Genomic DNA, 16,613 nt, shown 5'->3' with positions numbered 1-16,613 from the left:
GATAGTACAGGATAGAGTTTTTTTATTTATTTCCTTGTTTTACAGTGCTAATTAATTAAATATATAAATTATGAAAAAAAATTACTCTATTACGATTAAACAATTAAAAACAAATAAAGCTTCTTTGCTTTTTGCTGTAGCTTTTATGGCATCAGTAAATTTAAATGCTCAAAATTGGACAGGAGCAACTGATACTAATTTCACAACTGCCACTAACTGGGATACAGGTATTGCTCCCGTTGCAGCAGGAGTTGTTGTTGTTAATCCAGGGGCATTTAATCCCGTTGTTAGTAGTACAACTACAATCTCTTCGTTGGCTATAAATCCAAATGGTAGTTTAGGTGTTCAAGCAAATCTAACGGTTAGTGCAACATCATATTTGGGAAGTTCTTTGACGGTTGACAGTGGTACTATGAATGTTAGGAATTCACTTTATCTAGGTGTGGGTACTGCACCTGTTAATCCGGCAACAGTAACAGTTAATGGAGGAACCTTAAATGCTAAAGCTTTTTTAATCGTAGCAGAACGTGGTGCTTGTACATTAAATATAAATGGTGGAACAGTGTCTGTTGATCAAAGTGCTTCGACTAGTAATAGTATTATAATTGGAGGTTATTATAATTCTGGAACTGTCAATCTTAATGGAGGGGTTTTAAAAACAAATTTACTAAGAGTTGGAGTTCCTGGTCTTGCTATTACAGAGTCTCCTAAATCTGCTGCAGGTGTTGGTGTTTTGAATATTAATGGAGGAACATTAATATTGGGAGGTGATCAGACAGCATTTATTAATGGATATGTTACGGCGAATAAAATTGTCCCTGGTGCTGGTAAGCAAATAGTTGTGACTTACGATGGTACTAATACAAATGTTACTGCAGTTGCTAGTTTAGGTACTGATTCCTTCGAAAAAACAGATATAGTAAAAGTATATCCTAATCCTTCAACTGATGGAAAATTTACAATCTCATTGCCTAGTGGTTATGAAGGAGCGAATTTGAGTATACATAATACTTTAGGTCAAGTAATATATAAAGCTACTGTTGGAACAGGGAATTCTTATGATTTAAGTTCAAACAAAGTGCTTACTTCTGGAATTTATTTTGTACAATTAGAAAAAGACGGAAAATCAGTAACTAAAAAATTAGTTGTTAAATAGTTGATCTAGGTTAACAAATACATACATTATTAAAATCCCGATTAGTTCGGGATTTTTTTATGTTTTATTATGAGTGTGTATTTCTGATTTTTAATGAATGATTAATTGTTTGGGATTTTTATTATAGTTTATTAAATAGGGTTACTTTTTTGATTTATTTTTCTAAAATATCTTGATTTTTTTGTTAATATTTTAAGGAACAAGACAGTACAGGATGCTAATTTTATGAAATCAATTTAATTTTAGCACGCTAACTATTAATTATTTAATTGTGAATATTTATGAATAAAAAAACTACTTTCTGTTATCAGCGATCGTGTAAAACGTTTGCTTTTTTAATTTTAACTTTGTTTCTATCTTCTTTTTCTAGCTTTGCCCAGACATGGAATATTTTAGGGAATGAAGGTTTAATTTCATCTGTTGCGTCCTCCTATACCAGTATTGCTGTAGTGAATAATGGAGTTGATTATACTCCTTATGTAGCTTATACTGAAAGCGGAGTGCCAAAAGTGAAGAAACGCTTGAGTGATGGTACTTGGATACAGGTGGGTACGAATCTTGGAACTAATGCTTCTTATACTCAAATTTATGCCGATCCGACTGGTAATTTATATGTCGCTTATATTGATGTTGCGGCAGGTTCTAAATTAGCAATTCAGAAGTATGATTATGTGAATGGAGTTTGGGATGCCATAAATAATGATCAGGGTAATCTGTATGTTTCTACCGGAAACGTAAATCAGGCAAGCTCTAAGTTTAGTGGATTGCGTTACTCCATTGCATTTGATTCTTTTAATACACTTTATGTGGCGTTTACGGATGCTGGATTAATTCCTTATGTTAAAAAATTCAACTCGGATACGGCTGTATGGGAAACTATAGGCGCTGGTCCTGCTACTACTGGTCTTGCTGCATTACCAAGCTTAGCAATTGATTCAACGGATAAACCTTGGTTATTATATACTAGGTTAACAGCTACAGGAGACACTAATGGTACTTTGGCGCTTTTTAGTTTTAATGGTACTGGTTGGACTGAAAGTGTAAATCCAACCCCAATTGGGGGTATTCGTCAAGCTTGTTTAGCAAATAATGGCACGAACAAACTTTGTATTGCAATGTTTGATACTGGTAATACAAACAAAGCAACTGTTGTTTACTTTGATAAAACAACAGCTACTTGGAGTGGTAAAACAAGTCTTGCTAGCAGAGATTCCCCTAATATTAGCTTAATCAGTGATGCTTCGAATAACCTGTATTGCTCTTTTATAGATTATACAGCTTCAACTAATATTTTTCCGACACGTGTGCGTTATCTGGCCGCTGGTACTACTACTTGGACTGAATTGAAAGATCCTTCGGTTAGTAACGGTATTGATCAGCCGACAAGTTCGCCATCAATTGCTATTGGGAGCGCACCATATCCGTATGTTGTTTATACAAAGGCAAATTCAAGTGGTGTAACTACCCCTATTGTGCGTTTGTATGCTCCACCACCACCTCCAGCGGTGTTAACTACCAATGATTTAACTAGTATAACTACTACCAGCGCGGTATCAGGGGGTAATATAACATCGGATGGTGGACAGGCAATAACACAAAGAGGAATTGTTTATAGTAATAGCAATGCAAGTCCTACTACTGCTGACTCCAAAGTTGCTGATATAACAGGAGGTATGGGGAATTTCTCCGTGACACTTTCTGGACTTACTCCTGGAACATTTTATTATACGAGAGCCTATGCTACTAATAGTGGCGGCACCTCTTATGGTAATACCGTTAGACTAAGTACATTACAAGTGGCTGATGCTGTGGTGACAACTCCTAAACAGGTTGAATTCTTGTCTAGAGGGCTTGTAGCTATGCAAAAAACGGCAAGTTCTATATATTTAAGTTGGCGTTTGCTTGGAAACGATCCTCAAAGCATTGCATTCAACGTTTACCGTAATGGAGTAAAAGTTAATTCTGCTCCAATTACAACTTCAACCAATTACACAGATAACATTACTTCACAAAACAATAATTATAGTATTACCACGATTATTAACGGAGTTGAAAGTCAACAAGTCACTCCCGTAACAGTGTGGCCTATCAATACTTTTATTTATCCGGGTAATAGTGCCCCTCTCAAAAACAACAGATTATCTGTTCCTATCCAAATGCCTCCCGGAGGGACTTTGCCAGATGGGGTTACTTATACGTATACAGCCAATGATGCTTCGGTGGGTGATGTTGATGGAGACGGTAATTATGAAATTATCCTAAAATGGGATCCTACTAAAGTTAATGACAATGCTGGAGGGTATAGTGGGAAACAAATTTTTGATTGCTATAAACTTGACGGCACTTTGTTGTGGCGAATTGACTTGGGAATCAATGTTAATGCTGGACCACACTATAATCAGTTTATGGTATATGACTTTGATGGAGATGGTAAAGCTGAGATTATTTTAAAAACTGCCGATGGGACTGTTGATGGTCAAGGGACAGTAATTGGTAATTCTTCTGTAGATTATCGCAGTACAGCTGGCTGGGTACAACAAGGTCCTGAATTTTTAACCGTTTTTAATGGACTTACTGGTGCTGCTATGTCAACTATAACTTATCAGCCAGCAAGAGATAATGTAGCAGACTGGGGAGACAGTTATGGTAACCGTCAGGATCGTTTTGTGTCTGCTGTTGCCTACCTTGACGGTGCTAGACCAAGCTTAATCGTTGGTCGTGGTTACTACAACAGATTAGTTCGTGCAGCCTACAACTGGAGAGATGGACAACTGACAATGTTATGGAAGTTTGACAGTAAAGACCCCGCTCATCCTGAATACAATTCGTATTCAAGTCAAGGAAATCACCAAATGACCATAGGTGATGTGGACGGAGATGGTAAAGATGAAGTAATTAATGGCTCTAGCGTCATTAACGACGATGGGAAACCACTTTGGACTTATGGCATGGGACATGGTGATGCCTTACACATGACCGACATGGATCTAGATCGTCCAGGACAAGAAATTTGGATTAATCTGGAATCTCCAAGTAATTACACTCCTCTTGGACTTAGACAAGTCGACGCTAAAACTGGAAAGACCAATTGGGGAATTGCTACAGGCACTGATGATGTGGGACGTTCTATGGCTGCCGATATCGATCCTAACTATAAAGGTTATGAAATGTGGGGTTCTTCTGGTGGTAATGTTTATGATTCAAAAGGAAATTCAATAAGCACCTCAGTACCTACTTATAATTTTGGAATATGGTGGGATAATGACTTAGGTCGTGAATTGTTTGACAAAAGTTATATAGACAAATGGAGTCCTACTACTAAAAGTTCGGGTCGTTTGTTCACTATTTATCAAGCTTACCCAGTTTCGACTAACAATAGTACCAAAAGCAATCCTTGCTTGCAGGCTGATATCTTTGGTGACTGGAGAGAAGAAATCATAATAAAAAAATCGGACAATACAGAGCTTGCGATTTTCACTACAGACACTCCCACTACGTATCGTATTCCAACATTGATGCATGATCCGCAATATCGCGTAGCAGTTGCTTGGCAAAACTCAGGTTATAACCAACCACCAAATCCAAGCTTCTATATTGGGTATGATATGGCTATTAACCCTACAACAGGTAATGTTATAACACCTACATCTAATATTTATGTAGTAAATGCTAATACCAATAGTTTAGGTTTATCGTCAGCTAATGGAGAATTGCCATCATCAACAGTAAAGGTTTATCCTAACCCAACGTCAGGTTTGTTTTCATTACAATTAGACGGTTTAGAATCTGGAAAAGCAAGCATAAAGATTGTTGATTTGAATGGACAAACGGTTAAACAACGTGATGTTTTATTAACAGGGAAAAGTCAAACAGTTTTGTTTGATATCTCGGCTGAGGCAGCTGGAGTGTATTTAGTTAAAGTTACTTCTAAAGAAGGTGTAACTACCCAAAAAATTATATTACAAAAGTAATAGTATAATAAATAGCAAGGCGGCTCGTTCATCAGAGGAACGAGTCGCCTTTTTTAATAATAAAAAATGAAATATATTTTAGTTTTTGTATTGGCATATTTTGCACCATCATTCATGAAGTCTGGGGAAGTATTGGCGCATATTAGCAAAATACTTTATCTTCAAGGCAAAGTTGGAGAAAGGACGCTAGTTGTAAAAATGTTGTGTTACGATGAGTCTCCTATTAGAGATATGACTTATTTTTTTGATGATGCTAAAAAAGACTGTTTTTTTAAAGGCAGAATAATGGGTAATGCTTGGCGATTTTATTCAGAACCCGTAACGGGAACCGAGGCTCCAGAAAGTAAAGAAGAGTTGCTAATTGCTGAAAATAAAAATGGTTCTTATAAAGGGTATTGGCTTGATGTTGCTGGTAAAAAAATCAATGTCAATCTAAATCCAATTACTAATGTTCCAACATCCAAATTCAATTATTTTTCTCAGAATAATGATTTGGATTTATATGATGCATACAAGATTTCAAAAGTTAATCTGACTAAAGGGAAAACAGAAAAAACTTTAAAAAATGTTTCAATTGACTGGTTTAAGGAAAAAGAATCGGGAGTATCCTTTTTTAGATTGCGTAGCTTGAATAAAAAATTAAAAGTAGATAGTCTAAATATTGCTCTTGAAAATATGCACTTATCACTTTTATTAAACTATTTCCGTTCTAGAACAGAAAGAAAAGAATTAAAGGTATCGACAGAAATTCTGTATTTGACAAAAGATTTAATTAGTTTTAAAATTCTGTCGAGTAGTGCTTCTAAAACACAAAATTCTCCTAAGTCACAACAGTTGGCTGTTTTGAGTATTAAAAGTGGAAAACAGATAGATCTAGAAAGCATTGTATGGTTCGGAAAAAAAACAGATAAAAGACCTTCTGCAAATGATGTTCAAGAGACTTATGAGTATAGAAAGTATATTTTTGCGTCTAAAATTTTTTCAATATTAAAAACACTTTATCCAGAGAAAATGAAAAATACTGCTTGTGGATTAAATAAAGCAGAGACCTGGGCAGTACCTTCATATGCCATGACGAAGAAAGGATTGTTGTTAGGTTTTTTTCCTTCTGGAAGTTGTAATATTCTGGATTGGGCAATTATTCCTTATAAATCGCTAACGCCGTATTTAGAAAAAAAATACAGCTTAAGTGCAATGAATTAAGACTTCTAAATTGTTTCTAAATTCAAATTATTTAATTACTTACGCCAGTTAAAGTTTAAGTAATAACCATGATATAGTGTTTTATTTTTAAAATCAGATAAAATTTGTAATACCATTTAGATTGATTGACTAGTCTAATTATTTTTTGTCTCATCGAGCGCAGTGGAGATGCTGTAATAGTTCTCGACTGCGCTCGACCTGACAATTGTTAATATTGATTCTTTTGACTTTACGACTTTTAAACTTTCGACTTACATATATGTACAAAAATAAAATTATTGTTTTACTAGTGTTGCTGTTTTTTTTAGGAAAAGGATTAGCAATAGCTCATGCTTTACCTGATAGTAAAGCACAACTTATTGTTGAAAAAGAACAGATTTTAATTAAATTCAGTACTCCATTAGAAATACTAGAGACAGCTTATAAAAAATCTATTTCGCTACAATCATCAGTGGAGCTAAATAATTTAAAACAATATTATTTACAACATATTCTGGTAACAGATTCCTTGCGTAGTTCATGGAATGTCAGTGTAGGTTCTATTTTAATTAATGAAAACGAAGATCCTATTGTTGGTAAATACAAACAAGTTATTGCCTCAATATATCTTAAACCGAGTAATGTTAATAGTCTAAGAAATTTTGATCTTTCTTGTGATATTATCATACATCAAATCCCGACTCAATCTATTTTGTTTTCTGTTGACCAAGATTGGCAAAAGGGAATTGCACCCGAAAACGCGAAACAAATAGGAGTAATAGCTGTAGATCCTCAGATGGGAATAATACAGCCTTTAAAAATACAATTAGGACACGGAACATGGTTTACGGGTTTTAAGAGTATGGTAGAATTAGGAATGCAGCACATTAAAGAAGGAACAGATCACTTGCTATTTTTGCTCGTTTTGTTATTGCCTGCTACGCTTGTAGTAAATGGTAAAAAATGGGGCGGCTTTGGAGGTGTAAAGTTTAGTATTGTAGGGTTATTAAAAATAGTGACAGCTTTTACAATTGGACATTCGATTACTTTATTAATAGGTGCATTGGGTTGGTTGCATTTGCCTTCGCAACTAGTTGAGGTGCTCATTGCATTTTCTATTTTAATTTCGGCAATACATGCCATTTATCCTCTTTTTCCAGGAAAGGAAGTGTACGTAGCGGCTGGGTTTGGCTTGATTCACGGCTTGGCTTTTGCAAGTATTTTAGTCAATCTTAATCTTGATACAAGTGCGATGGTTTTGAGTATATTAGGATTTAATATCGGAATCGAATTGATGCAGCTTTTTGTAATAGGAATTACTGTTCCGTGGATTATTTTGTTAAGCCGATCTTCAACTTATAAATATGTGCGAAATATTTTGGCGGTTTTGTCAGGAATAGCGGCATTAGCTTGGATTGCCGAAAGGATTACAGAGCATTCAAATTGGATTTCTGTTTTTATCTTAAAAAGCACTCAGTATGCTCCATATCTAATAGGAATGTTAGCAATTACTGCAATAATTATAAATGTTGGGGAACGAATTAAAATTAAAAGAAAGATAATTTAAAAGATAATTATTTGCGATTATCTATTTTCTTTAAAACTTCTCTGGCGACAGCTTTATAGGCGGCTGAATGATTTGGATAATCCTTGTTTAAAATGATTTGCAGTTCTGGACGAATCCAATCGTATGTATTTCCTAAAAGATATAATGTTCGTATAGAATAGGCTTTAGTAGCCACTTTTGTATCTGTTATAAGCCAATCAAAAGAGGTTTCGATGCAGTTTTGAAGATTTTCTTCGGATAATATAATGCAGTTTTCGTCTTTTTTGTAATGTGATTTTACTAAAAGCTGTACTACTTTTGCAATTGGTCTAAGTGAACTTTCTTCTTTTAAAAGTTTCAAATTTTCGAAGAAAAAATCAACATAAGGTTCTAGCCAAATCAATTTTTCATAGGATACAAATTCTAAAATCCAACAGGCTTTGTGATTGTTTTTGTCAGAAGGAGAAAAGCAGATTTTAACCAATTCATCAAAATAATCTTTATTATCTAAAATTTCTTGAGCAACCTTAAGACGGTTTTCTCTGTAAGCATTTACATAATTGAGTTTTAATTGGAGTTCGGAGGACATCTTTTATTAAATTTAATAATCTTCTAAAATAAGTAATTTACAGAAAACATTCCATAATAATTTATAGGGAGACCTGGGTAATAATATCTCGGAGATGTATTTCCAACTGCAACTGCATTTGGTAAAATTAATGAAGCATATTTTTCATTAGTTAAATTGTTTACTCCCGCTGCCAGATGCGCAGATAACTGAGGTAATATTTGGAAACGATAACCAGTTTTTAGATTAATGATATCGTAAGAATCTGCATAAACTGAGTTGGAATCATTTAAAGGAATTTTATCAATAAATTGAAAATCACCGCTTAGATAAATTCCTGAATTTGTATTTAAAGTTATTCCAGCATTGACTTTATTTGCAGGAACACCAGTCAGTTTATTTCCTGAAAAGTCATTTCCATTGTCAACGAATTCTTTAAATTCATAAGTGCCGAAAGACCCAGAAAGGTATGAGTTTAGAGTAAAAAAGGTATTAATGGGTAAATTGTGATTTAACGTGATTTCAATTCCTTCATGAAGTGTTTTGCCTGCATTTACTCCAACATATTGATCATCGCCCACCCGTTTGGCAACCAATAAATCTTTTATTTCCATTCGATAAACACTCACTTCTGTGTAAAGACTTTTGTTAAAAAAGTAACATTTACTTCCAATTTCAAAATTATAGCCGTTCTCTGGTTTTATATCGGGATTTATAGTGCCTGAGCTAGTTAAAGTTTCTTCTGTTGCAGGCAATGAAAATCCTCGACTTGCAGAAAAATAAGCAGTTTGCTGATTGTTTGGTTTAAAAAGTAAAGAAAGCTGTGGCGAAAAAATACCATCGTAACTATAATTTTGAGTTGAATTGAGATTGTAGTTTTCCAATTCAAATTTCGTTTTATTATAATTCAGTCCCGCTTGAATTTCAAATTGTTTAGAAAGCAACGTTCTAATCTGCGAAAAAATATTGTAAAAATGTCTATTCTGACCCGTTTCTGTCAGCTGATTTCCTTGTAAGCTTCCTTGGCCATTATTCTGTTTATATAGATTTTCGAAAGTATTGCCTTTGTAATTATCTGTGAAATATTCAATTCCAGCAATAAATTGATTTTCAGTTCCTGCAATTTTAAAATTCCCCGAAAACTGAGTTCTTGCGCCAGTTGCAAAAGTATATTGTCGTAAAATATCAAAAGGTCTTGGTTCGTTACTGTCTTTATAATTGATGAAAATAGAAGTCGAATTACTCAGATTTTCATTAATCTTAGTATCATAAGCTAATCCTGCCAAAGTCGATTTATATTCTTTATATCCTTTTGATGCAACCCATGTCGGTGCTCCAGCCTGCGGATCAGTATCAAACATTGCTTTGTTAATAGAACTTGGGATGTAGGCTTTTAAATAGGTATAATTTGTAAAATATGTCAACTTGTTGTTTTTCTTCTTAAACAATTCGCCTGCCAAAGTAATTCCTTCCCGATTATAAGCACTGTTTTCTCTCCAACCGTCTGTTTTGAGATTGTGATAACTCAAATTCAAACTTCCTTGTTTTTCGGTTAAACTATAATTCAAACTGTTTTTTAATAAACCGTATGAACCAGCAACAGTACTTATTCCTGCAGTTTGTCCATTTTTTGTAGAAAGTTGAGGTGAAATTAAAATTGCCCCACCCAATCCCGCACCGTAAACACTCGAAAGTGGCCCTTTTATAATCTCAATTTGATTAAGGTTTTCTAGATCAATGTCATCAATAACAGTTTCGCTATTACCAGAAGTCAGCGGAATACTGCCGTAAAAAGCTCTGATTTTATTGGTTCCATAAGGTGTTCTTGCACCAATACCCCGAATCGAAATTCGAGTTGTAGTAAAGTTTGATGATTGCATAAAAACACCGGGAATCGTATTTAGGACAGTACTAATATCCGTCGTGTTATTTTGCAGTAAATCTTTTTTGGATAAAATACCAATAGAAGCAGGAGTGTCTTGCAAGTTTTTATTAATATGAAGCGGACTGATTAAAACCTCCTTGAGATTTTCAGTTTTTAGCGAATCAATAATTTCGCTTTTTTTATTTTGAGCCTGAATGTTTAGAAAACAAAATAATAAAAAATAGAGAGGATAATATTTATTTAGGATCATAATCCGTTGGGTGAAATTATTAAAAACATCCTCGTTTAATATCTTCGTAACATTATTAGAAACAAGGCTTCGCAGGGAAACAGGAAATAGTTGGAGGATGGTTTTATTGTGGTTTGTAGTTAACAAGTTTAGAGGATAGCAATTTAATAAAATAAAAATTTTTAAAAGGATTGATTTGCAAATATTCTGTGATATTTAATATTCTGAAAAAAAAATACTCACTGTATATTTTGATGTCTTCGTTTGTTTGTAATTCTGTATCTTTGCGCATTATTTTAAAACATAAAATGGTGATACAACTACACGATAAACAATTTGTTCCGTTTATTTCTGCCGAAGAGATAAACTTTGCTATTGAAAAGATGGTTGCACAAATAGAAGACGATTTTTTTGATGAAACACCTATTTTTATTGGGGTTTTGAATGGTTCTTTTATGGTAGTTTCAGATTTTTTAAAATTATATAAAAAACCATGTGAAGTTTCTTTTATCAAGTTAGCTTCCTATGAAGGGACATCTTCAACCGAATCTGTGAAGCAATTAATTGGCTTGAACCAGGATTTAACAGGGCGTACCGTAGTTGTTTTAGAAGATATTATCGACACAGGAAACACTTTAGAAGAGCTTAAAAATTTGTTTAAAAATCAAAATGTTAAGCATTTTAAAATTGCTACACTTTTCTTCAAACCCGAAGCTTACAAAAAAGACTTAAAAATTGATTATGTTGGAATTCGGATTCCAAATAAATTCATTGTCGGTTTTGGTTTAGATTACGATGGTTTAGGTAGAAATTTACCCGAAGTGTATCAATTAAAAGAATAAAAAATTAGTAAAAATCATATATAAAAAGGGAATGATCAATATTGTTTTATTTGGAAAGCCAGGGGCAGGAAAAGGAACTCAGGCAGAATTTTTAAAAGAAAAATACAATTTACAACACATTTCAACAGGAGATGTTTTTCGTTATAATTTGAAAAACGACACTCCATTAGGGAAAGAAGCCAGAGTGTTTATGGATGCTGGGGATTTGGTTCCAGATGAATTGACAACAAAAATGCTTATTGACGAAGTAAACAAACATTTAGATTCAAACGGTATTTTATTTGACGGATACCCAAGAACTATTGGTCAAGCCGAAGCATTGGATGCTTTTTTGCCAACGATTGGTACAAAAGTAGCAGCAACCGTAGCGCTAGAAGCTGATGATAATATTTTAGTAGCTAGATTATTAGAAAGAGGAAAAACGAGCGGAAGAGTAGACGATCAGGATGAAGAAAAAATCAGAAATCGTTACCAGGAATATAATGAAAAGACTGCCCCGCTAATTGGATATTACAAAGAGCAAAATAAGTTTCACGCTGTAAACGGAATAGGAACTATTCAGGAAATTACAGAAAGACTTACTGCTGTTATCGATAATTTGTAGGAGCAATCTCCAGCTGTACGTTTCAAGTCACAGCCATAAAATAACTATTTTTCTATGTCATAAAAGGAGCTTCCGTTGGTCGCTCTTTTATGACAAGAAAAATTAGTTTTTTATAGCTATGAGCTTTTCACTTCCATCTGGGCTAAAAAAAATACAGTTACACAACAACAAAACTTTTATAAACGAATTAACTAAACATTGGAAATAGTAATAATATTTTTTCTAATACTCTTAAACGGGGTTTTCTCTATGTCTGAAATCGCATTGATTTCGGCACGAAAAAACAGATTGGAAACCGCAGCAAAAAAAGGACATAAAAATGCCCAAATTGCATTAGATTTAGCTAATTCGCCTAATAAGTTTTTGTCAACCGTACAAATAGGAATTACACTTATTGGAATTCTTACAGGTATTTTTAGTGGAGACAAAATCACTACCGATGTAGAAACGTTCATAAAAGGATTTCATTCATTGGTTCCTTATGCACATTCAATAGCTGTTGGAATTGTTGTTGTAACATTGACTTTCTTTTCGTTAGTATTAGGAGAATTATTACCCAAAAGAATCGGATTAAACTATCCAGAAGGTATTGCAAAAGCTGTAGCTTTTCCTATGAAGATAGTTTCTATAATTACAGCTCCTTTTATATGGATGTTAACGACTTCGACAGATTTTTTATTGGATATTTTTCAAATAAAACCTACCGCTGACGGGAAAGTAACTGAGGAAGAGATAAAAGCCATCATCAAAGAAGGTACTGAAGGTGGAGAAGTTCAGGAAATAGAGCAAGATATAGTAGAACGTGTTTTTCATATTGGAGATCGAAAAATCAACTCGTTAATGACGCACCGAAAGTCAGTCATGATGTTGCCTTTACAAGCAAATAAAAGCGAGGTAAGGGGGTTTATGATCAAAGAATTGCATTCTGTTTATCCAGTTTATGGCGAGAATCATGATGATATTGTTGGGGTTGTCAATTTGAAAAGCATTTTTGCCAATGTTGATAACGAAAATTTTAATTTACCTGAAATTCTTACCGAAGCTCCTTTCATGATGGAGCAGACGACTGCCTATAAAGCATTGGAACAATTCAAAAGAACAGGAATTCATTATGCATTAGTTTCTGATGAATATGGAGTTTTTCAAGGAATTATTACGTTGAATGATATTTTGGAAGCTTTGGTTGGAAATGCATCTGATTTTTATAAAGATGATTTTAAATTAATCGAAAGAGAAGATGGAACCTGGATGGTAGACGGACATTATTCGCTACACGATTTTCTGACGTATTTCGAGTTGGATGATTTGATAAATGATTACGAAGTGACCACCGTAAGTGGATTAATAATGACCGAATTAGCACATATTCCAAAAGAAGGAGAAAAGTTAATTTGGCAAAAATTTGTGTTAGAGGTCATCGATATGGATGGCGTGAAGATTGATAAAGTAATGGTGAAAACCTTAAAGGGTTAAAAAATGGTTTAGAAGTTTATGAGTTTAGAAAATCAACTAAACGATTAAACGATTAAACTTTAAATAAGAAAATATGACAGAGGGAAATTTTGTAGACTACGTAAAAATTTATGTTTCTTCCGGAAAAGGGGGAAAGGGATCTACGCATTTGCATAGAGAAAAATTTATTGAAAAAGGTGGGCCAGACGGTGGTGATGGTGGACGAGGAGGACACGTTTATCTAGTAGGTAATAAAGGACTTTGGACTTTGTTTCACTTAAAATTTGCACGTCATATTAAAGCGGGTTATGGAGGTGATGGAAGTGGTGATAGAAGTACAGGTGCCGATGGTGAAGATAAATACATCGAAGTTCCATTAGGAACTGTTGTTAAAGATAAAGAAACCGGTGAAACTCTTTTTGAAATTACCGAAGACGGAGAAAAACAAGTTCTTTGTCGTGGAGGTAAAGGAGGTCTAGGTAACTGGCACTTTAGAAGCTCAACAAATCAAACGCCAAGATATTCTCAGCCAGGTTTGCCAGGGGTAGAAATGGATGTGATTTTAGAACTTAAAGTTTTGGCTGATGTTGGTTTGGTAGGTTTTCCAAATGCTGGAAAATCAACCTTATTGTCGGTTTTAACGTCTGCAAAACCAAAAATTGCTGATTATCCTTTTACGACTTTAAAACCAAATCTTGGAATTGTAGCTTACAGAGATTTTCAATCGTTTGTAATTGCCGATATTCCTGGAATCATCGAAGGTGCTGCCGAAGGAAAAGGGCTAGGTCATTATTTCCTGCGTCATATAGAACGTAATTCGACTTTGTTGTTTTTAGTTCCTGTTGATACTCCAAATATCAAAGAAGAATATGATATTTTGGTAAATGAATTGACAAAGTACAATCCAGAAATGTTGGATAAAGAGCGTTTGTTAGTAATTTCGAAAATCGATATGCTTGATGAAGAATTGAAAGCTGAATTGAAAATACAATTAGACGAAGAATTCAAAGGTACTCCTTATATGTTTATTTCCTCGGTTGCCCAACAAGGCTTGACCGAATTGAAAGATAAGCTTTGGAAAATGCTGAATGATTAATTAATTTAGATTTTTCACAATAAAAGACCCCGATTTGAAATATTTCAGATCGGGTTTTTTTTGTATAAATAAGATTTGAATTCTATCAAAAATGGTCTTCTTAAAAACGGAGCTGCATGAGGGATGGGAATGGCATCCTTTTCTTTTCCTCCTTTAGGAAAAGAAAAGATATAATGGACAGCCCGACCCTTGCGGTCATGCCCAAATTGTGAATATTTTATTTGTCATTATACGTGTCAAATAAATATTGCAAGGTCTCGGGAATATTATTGGCTTTCATTTTAGGGTATTGTATTGGGGAAGTAAGCCAGTTTTCGATTATTAAATCAAAGTCATCACCAACATCGTAGAGAACGGGAACGCCTAGTTTTTTGAGCGCTGCAGCATTGCATTCTTGCTCATAATGCTTCCGAATAGGAATGGAAAGTATTTTTTTGCCAAGGTATAAAGCTTCGGATGGCGTTTCAAATCCACCTCCTGTTATGATTCCTTCGCAGTTTATGAGACTTTCGTTGAAGTAGGCTTGATTGACAGGGTAGTAGGTAATGTTTTTTATGGTGTGTGTTGTTTGTATGTCATTTAGAAACCAATGGAATGATAAATTGGAAAGTTTATTGAAGGCTTTTTCTAAACAATCCTGTTGGAAAGAAGGTAAATAAACGGTGATGTGACCTTTGTTTTTAGGGTCGGCATTTACAATTTCATCTTTGATCACTGGCGGAAAAATAAAATCATCGTATTTGTCAAAATGCAAACCAATGTGTTTTGGCGAAGGCGCATAATGTTTCAGAATCATTTCGCCCATAAGACTCTTTTTTTCGGGTCTGGGAGTCAACGGTGATAAAAAACTGGCTTGATGTCCAAATTGTACGGAATGTACTTTTTGCATTTTGCAGGCTAAGGCAGTGATAGAATCAAAATCATTAATGACGACATCGTAGTTTTTTAGCGGTAATATATCGGCGTCTTTATATATTTGTTTTGGATTTACATTCTTGACGATGTCCCAGTAATTTAAACCGCCACATTTGCTATAATGTAAGCTACAACCCGCACTTTTGAATTTTATCGGCAAATTAATATCAAGGCTGGCGTTGTTGCCGCTAAGAAAAAAATCAACTTCACCAAATTTTTGTAAATAAGGATATAATTGTACGGCTCTGCTGATGTGCCCATTACCTGTTGCTTGAATAGCGTAAAATATTTTCATTGCTGTATATTTTGTGTTTAAGAACGTTTGAGAGTTAAGCTAAATTGGGTTTTAGGAGAGTATTTTGTTTACAATGTCGCTTTCGGATTTTTCTTCCTGGTGGTCTGAGTCTTTGTAATGGTCAGCTTTATAAAAGTAAAGACTCCAGTTTTGCTTTTTATATTCTAATGCAGTTAGGTTTTCTATCCAATCGCCGCTATTTAGGTACATTACACTTCCGTGCTCATTTACTATTTCTTTCATTTGCGGTTTGTGAATATGTCCGCAAACGACATAACTATATTTTTTTTCGATGGCAATTTCGGCTGCGGTAGTTTCAAAATTGGATACAAAAGAAACAGCTTTCTTTACACTGTCTTTTATCATTTTAGAATAACTTCTTTTTTCTTTGCCTAAAAGTTCCAAAAACCAATTGATTAAACTGTTAATTAGAATCAATAAATCATAGCCTTTTCCGCCTAGTTTGGCTAGTATTTTGGCATATCCCTGAGTCGAAGAATCAAATACATCACCATGAAAAATCCAGGTTTTTTTGCCGTCTAAATCAAGAATGAGTTTATCGACCAACTCAAAATTTCCTAAAATGAAATCGGAATATTTTCGCAATGCTTCATCGTGATTTCCAGTAATGTAGATTACCCGAGTGCCCATATTTGACATTTTTATAATTTGTCTCAGGACATTCATGTGTGCAGCGGGAAAATAACTTTTGGTGAAACTCCACATATCGATAATGTCTCCGTTTAAAACCAATGTTTGAGGATTGATTGATTTTAAATACTGTAATAATTCTTTGGCATGGCATCCGTAAGTGCCTAAATGAACATCACTTATAACAACCAGCGGAATTTTTCTTTTCCTTTTCATTTTTA

General features: G+C 34.3%; 12 protein-coding genes. 8 read left to right on the top strand and 4 right to left on the bottom strand.

Annotated features, from left to right (window positions below):
• Positions 1 to 70 precede the first annotated feature (70 nt).
• The 4 genes from ACUN3A_RS06505 (at position 71) to ACUN3A_RS06490 (ending at position 7,876) form a co-directional block, all read left to right on the top strand.
• Entirely contained in the window at positions 71 to 1,156 is a 1,086-nt protein-coding gene (locus ACUN3A_RS06505; protein WP_445550499.1) for a T9SS type A sorting domain-containing protein, read from the top strand.
• A 281-nt stretch (positions 1,157 to 1,437) separates the two neighbouring features.
• Positions 1,438 to 5,127: a rhamnogalacturonan lyase family protein gene (locus tag ACUN3A_RS06500; RefSeq protein WP_445550498.1), complete on the top strand. Its 3,690-nt coding sequence runs from the start codon at positions 1,438 to 1,440 to the stop codon at positions 5,125 to 5,127.
• Between the two features lie 66 nt (positions 5,128 to 5,193).
• The gene (locus ACUN3A_RS06495) at positions 5,194 to 6,330 is read left to right on the top strand and encodes a hypothetical protein (RefSeq protein WP_445550497.1); all 1,137 of its coding nucleotides are present in this window, start codon (positions 5,194 to 5,196) and stop codon (positions 6,328 to 6,330) included.
• A gap of 259 nt (positions 6,331 to 6,589) precedes the next feature.
• Positions 6,590 to 7,876, top strand: coding sequence for a HupE/UreJ family protein (locus ACUN3A_RS06490; protein ID WP_445550496.1), 1,287 nt, complete (start codon positions 6,590 to 6,592; stop codon positions 7,874 to 7,876).
• Positions 7,877 to 7,883: 7 nt separating this feature from the next.
• Here ACUN3A_RS06490 and ACUN3A_RS06485 read toward each other — a convergent pair whose 3' ends face one another.
• Positions 7,884 to 8,444, bottom strand: a complete 561-nt coding sequence (locus ACUN3A_RS06485; protein WP_445550495.1) for a hypothetical protein — start codon at positions 8,442 to 8,444, stop codon at positions 7,884 to 7,886.
• Positions 8,445 to 8,467: 23 nt separating this feature from the next.
• Positions 8,468 to 10,558, bottom strand: coding sequence for a TonB-dependent receptor (locus tag ACUN3A_RS06480; protein WP_445550494.1), 2,091 nt, complete (start codon positions 10,556 to 10,558; stop codon positions 8,468 to 8,470).
• Positions 10,559 to 10,848: 290 nt separating this feature from the next.
• Here ACUN3A_RS06480 and hpt point away from each other — a divergent pair, with 290 nt between their 5' ends.
• From hpt to obgE, 4 genes are all read left to right on the top strand, one after another.
• Positions 10,849 to 11,379 (top strand): hypoxanthine phosphoribosyltransferase, encoded by a 531-nt coding sequence (gene hpt / locus ACUN3A_RS06475; RefSeq protein WP_445552815.1) that lies wholly within the window; start codon positions 10,849 to 10,851, stop codon positions 11,377 to 11,379.
• A 31-nt stretch (positions 11,380 to 11,410) separates the two neighbouring features.
• Positions 11,411 to 11,983 carry an adenylate kinase gene (locus ACUN3A_RS06470; RefSeq protein ID WP_445550493.1) on the top strand — a complete coding sequence of 191 codons (573 nt, stop codon included), beginning with the start codon at positions 11,411 to 11,413 and terminating at the stop codon, positions 11,981 to 11,983.
• A 198-nt stretch (positions 11,984 to 12,181) separates the two neighbouring features.
• Positions 12,182 to 13,456 (top strand): hemolysin family protein, encoded by a 1,275-nt coding sequence (locus tag ACUN3A_RS06465; protein WP_445550492.1) that lies wholly within the window; start codon positions 12,182 to 12,184, stop codon positions 13,454 to 13,456.
• A 73-nt stretch (positions 13,457 to 13,529) separates the two neighbouring features.
• Complete coding sequence (gene obgE, locus ACUN3A_RS06460; RefSeq protein WP_445550491.1) at positions 13,530 to 14,531, top strand: GTPase ObgE; 1,002 nt, start codon at positions 13,530 to 13,532, stop codon at positions 14,529 to 14,531.
• Between the two features lie 217 nt (positions 14,532 to 14,748).
• On the opposite strand, the gene ACUN3A_RS06455 is transcribed toward obgE, so the two are convergent.
• Entirely contained in the window at positions 14,749 to 15,741 is a 993-nt protein-coding gene (locus tag ACUN3A_RS06455) for a glycosyltransferase family protein (protein WP_445550490.1), read from the bottom strand.
• Between the two features lie 51 nt (positions 15,742 to 15,792).
• Positions 15,793 to 16,608: a UDP-2,3-diacylglucosamine diphosphatase gene (locus ACUN3A_RS06450; RefSeq protein WP_445550489.1), complete on the bottom strand. Its 816-nt coding sequence runs from the start codon at positions 16,606 to 16,608 to the stop codon at positions 15,793 to 15,795.
• Positions 16,609 to 16,613 lie beyond the last annotated feature (5 nt).

Source organism: Flavobacterium sp. WC2509 (assembly GCF_052683105.1).
Note: the sequence above shows the minus strand (reverse complement) of the source record. Positions and strands in the feature narration are given on the sequence as shown.

Excerpts from the sequence above, each read along its gene's own strand:
- ACUN3A_RS06505 (WP_445550499.1), top strand. The coding sequence starts at position 71 with ATGAAAAAAAATTACTCTATTACGATTAAACAATTAAAAACAAATAAA.
- ACUN3A_RS06500 (WP_445550498.1), top strand. The coding sequence starts at position 1,438 with ATGAATAAAAAAACTACTTTCTGTTATCAGCGATCGTGTAAAACGTTT.
- ACUN3A_RS06495 (WP_445550497.1), top strand. The coding sequence starts at position 5,194 with ATGAAATATATTTTAGTTTTTGTATTGGCATATTTTGCACCATCATTC.
- ACUN3A_RS06490 (WP_445550496.1), top strand. The coding sequence starts at position 6,590 with ATGTACAAAAATAAAATTATTGTTTTACTAGTGTTGCTGTTTTTTTTA.
- ACUN3A_RS06485 (WP_445550495.1), bottom strand. The coding sequence starts at position 8,444 with ATGTCCTCCGAACTCCAATTAAAACTCAATTATGTAAATGCTTACAGA.
- ACUN3A_RS06480 (WP_445550494.1), bottom strand. The coding sequence starts at position 10,558 with ATGATCCTAAATAAATATTATCCTCTCTATTTTTTATTATTTTGTTTT.
- ACUN3A_RS06470 (WP_445550493.1), top strand. The coding sequence starts at position 11,411 with ATGATCAATATTGTTTTATTTGGAAAGCCAGGGGCAGGAAAAGGAACT.
- obgE (WP_445550491.1), top strand. The coding sequence starts at position 13,530 with ATGACAGAGGGAAATTTTGTAGACTACGTAAAAATTTATGTTTCTTCC.
- ACUN3A_RS06455 (WP_445550490.1), bottom strand. The coding sequence starts at position 15,741 with ATGAAAATATTTTACGCTATTCAAGCAACAGGTAATGGGCACATCAGC.
- ACUN3A_RS06450 (WP_445550489.1), bottom strand. The coding sequence starts at position 16,608 with ATGAAAAGGAAAAGAAAAATTCCGCTGGTTGTTATAAGTGATGTTCAT.